Here is a 3442-nt window from a genome sequence, read left to right on the forward strand (position 1 = left end):
GAAATGGCGGCTTGCCCTCGACCTCGAGCCCTTCGGGTGGGAGTACTTTAACAATGCCGGTGGGAATGACGGCGGCTCAAGTGGCGGCAGCAAAGGTGGTGGAAAGGGCAAGTAAGAGGCACTATGCACATTCCAGTGCTGGACGTGACACTCTCGCACCAGGATGCAAAGCCCGGCCCCTCAGGGGTTCGGGCTTTCTTCTGTCACCGCCTGTCGTTGCGAGCGCGCACGGTGCCCGTGGCACTCCGAGACGACAACTTCTTCCTCAGCCGGATCACATCGCCGGCCTACGGCCTACTCGTGACGACGACATGCAGATGGATCCCGGGTCGAGCCCGGGATGACCGTGGCGCACGACGACCGGGCATCTCCCTACCCGCCTACCACCACCTTCCTGCTCAAATACCTCTGCCCGCCTCCTTCCTGAATCTCCAGGCGCATGACGTAGACGCCCGTCCCAAGGGCGATCTCAGCGACAATCGATTGCTGCCCGGCCGCAAAAGCGCGGGGCGACTCCTCAAACACCTCTCGGCCCAGGACGTCGAACATCTTGAGCCCGACCGTCGCGCCAGAGGGACTTTCGAACCGAACGGTCAGTCGGTCGACAAACGGATTGGGATACACATCATGCAGTCGTATGGACTGCGGGGTCTCCGCGAGATCCTCAACCGCCGTCGGCGACACGAGCTTGAACGATATCTGATTGATGTTCGCACCCGCGGCCGCGACGATCAGGCGGAGGGTCTGTTCGCCCGCCGACAGCGTGACGCCCGGGTGTGTAATCGTAACCCAGTTGTACCATCCGCCGGTGCTCGGAACGATAATCTCGTCGCCGAGGTCGACCTCGTCTAGCTTCAACTGAAACCGCCCCCCACCGCGTAGGCTCGCGACCCGCAGGTCAATGTCGTACACGCCGGCGGTCTCCACATTCACAGTGTAGCGGATCCACTCGCGCACTTCAGTCCAGCCTACGCTGTATTCGAACCCCTCAGCATCTCCTGACAGCTCGATGTCCACACCGTCGTTGCGATACTTGCCGCCGTTGTTGCCGCCGCCCGGAGCGCCCGTCACGGCGCTGTGATCCGAATCCGAGTACGCAGATCCCTGAAAGCCGAAGTTGTAGTCGGCCGCGTTGATGATGCCGGGGATCACGTGATCCTTGAAGGGTCTGTGCGTAAACCCGACGTCGAGATTGAACTGCGCCTCAAGCACGCCGCCTCTTACTTCGCAGGAATCAAGATCGAGGCCTCGTGCCATACCAAGGAGTCCTTCCAGCGCGGCACGGTCCGACGGCCGAGGACCGGCCCCTCTCCAGTAGTCGATTACCTCCTGGTACCCCGGAGCGTATGGCGCAGATAGCGGGGCCGCTGTCGCTTCGATCTGCTTGTGCGTCCACCAGTTCACACCAATGCCGTTTTGCTCCATGAGCCTCGTCACTTCCCAGTACCAGGTGTTCGAGTTCTCACCGGTCTCGCCCAGCCACAGCGGTACATTGTCCCGGTTTCGCAGATCAATTAGATACTGGATGGAGCCCTGGTCCGGGCCGTTCCAGTACTTGTGGAAGGCATAGACCATGTTGTCGTCGAACGGGGCCACGGCCGGAAACGTGGTCCCGTAGTAGTTGCCTTCGATGAACAGGATGTGGTTCGTGTCCACCTGGCGAATGGCAGCCGCGATCCGCGCATAAAGCGGCCAGAGATCATCAAAATATCCGTCGGGCGTGACCGGTTCGTTGATCAGGTCGTAGCCCATGATTATGGGTTCGTCGGCATACCTTCGAGCGATCTCGGTCCAGATCTCGACCGTCTGATCCTGATGCGGGACGGGCTCCGTCCACAGACGTGCGACACCGTCGCTATCCGAGATCGGCCCATCGTTCTGGGCTCCGGGGGCAGCGTGCATGTCAAGAATGACGCTGACGTTGTAGGTGCGGCACCATCCCAGAAACCTGTCGAGCAAGGCAAAGCCATCTTCTTTAAAGGTCCCCGTGTCGGGGTCATAGAAGTTGTTGTAGTGGAAGGGGAGACGTAGGTGGTCGACACCCCAGCTCGCCATCGCGGCCACGTCCTTCTCGTCGACGTAGTTGGCCTCGTAGATCTCGTAGAAGGTCTCTGTGTTGGCGGGTCCGATGAGGTCCTCGATCTGCGCTCGGATGGACGAGGGGGAGCCACCAAGAGGCGTATCGATATCCAGCATATACCCTTCGGGCACGAGCCAGCCGCCCAGGCCAATGCCGCGCGGCACGACGGGGTTGCCTGCGGGGTCTACGATTTCCTTGCCTTCGGCCCTGAAAAAACCGGTGCCGTTCTGGGCAAGTGCGTGCGCGGAGAAGGCTGACCAGACCAGCGGAGCGATAACGAGCGCGACAAACCAGACATGCTTTCTCATACCAGAATCCCCTTCGGTCTCTTGTCGAATACGCAGACGTGCGATTTCGGGCGAATAGCCCTGCTGGAGCAAGCACCGGCCAACGGAGGGCCGGGGTTCTGAACATCCCGGAAACAACGGTTTCAATGCTTGAAAACGTTTTCATGAAGTCGGTTCCCTCGTGAGAGTTGATATCAGTTGCTGTGGGTACAACCGGGTCACTTCAGACGGACAAGACGAGGCGCAGGCGATAGTGCATCTGCGCCTGCCGGCGCTGTGCAGGGCCGTAGCCAGTCTCAACAGGGCCCTCTCCATCACGAAGAGCGCTGACGACCCGTCCAGGATGCGGCAAGTATGGCGAAAAAGCGCCTGCCGCCGGGGGTCTCTTGATTCTGCCCTCTGGATTCCGTAATTGAGCGCATCGCACAGGGACACTTCGGCGAGGCCGGCCGTGCCTCTGGCGTGCAGACGACGTCGCATTGACACCTGCCGCGAAGGTGGTGCCGTCTTTTGAGTCGACGGGCCGATGGTCGCGCAATTCACTCCAACGAGCGAGGCACTTTCACGATGTCGATAAGCCAGTCGGAGAATTGGAATACGCCCGTTGGCAAGGCCGCGAGGTGGATTGTGGTTTTTGTCGCAGGACTCGGAATCCTGTGGGTCGTAGAATTCCTGCTGAACCTCATCATCGGCTGGGGGCTCGACTGGAGGCTCGATGGATGGGGTGCGTTCCTGCTCTTTATCGGCAGCGGAATTCTCGTGCTCATTGCCATGATCCTGGCCGGAAAGATCGCCGCAACGGTAACCGCGCGTATCGCTCCGCTCCCCAGAAAGGGGCTGCTGATTCTGGGTGCCGTCTACGTCGTGGCCCAGGCCGTCAGGCTGTATGGCCTCTTCGGCGATGAGGAGTCGGTCTGGCAGTTCGTTCTGATGAAGATCGAGTTCGTCATCGTTGTATCGATCGTCTTCACCCTTGCATACTGGGTCGAGGATGCGGACCCCGGCGCCGATCTGCAACCGGAGGGCGACGCGGCCGCGTAAGTTCGGCTTCGGCGCGAGCGCGAACCGGCCGATT

Annotated in this window: 2 protein-coding genes; one reads left to right on the forward strand and one right to left on the reverse strand. The window is 60.6% G+C overall.

The features are described from left to right. Window positions 1-372 precede the first annotated feature (372 nt). A complete protein-coding gene (locus HKN37_02265; protein NNE45465.1) occupies window positions 373-2388 on the reverse strand; it encodes a cellulase family glycosylhydrolase in 2016 nt (671 codons plus the stop codon). Window positions 2389-2934: 546 nt separating this feature from the next. Here HKN37_02265 and HKN37_02270 point away from each other — a divergent pair. Then, entirely contained in the window at window positions 2935-3408 is a 474-nt protein-coding gene (locus tag HKN37_02270; GenBank protein ID NNE45466.1) for a hypothetical protein, read from the forward strand. Window positions 3409-3442 lie beyond the last annotated feature (34 nt).

The sequence above is a fragment of the Rhodothermales bacterium genome (assembly GCA_013002345.1).
In the GTDB taxonomy this organism is placed as follows: domain Bacteria; phylum Bacteroidota; class Rhodothermia; order Rhodothermales; family JABDKH01; genus JABDKH01.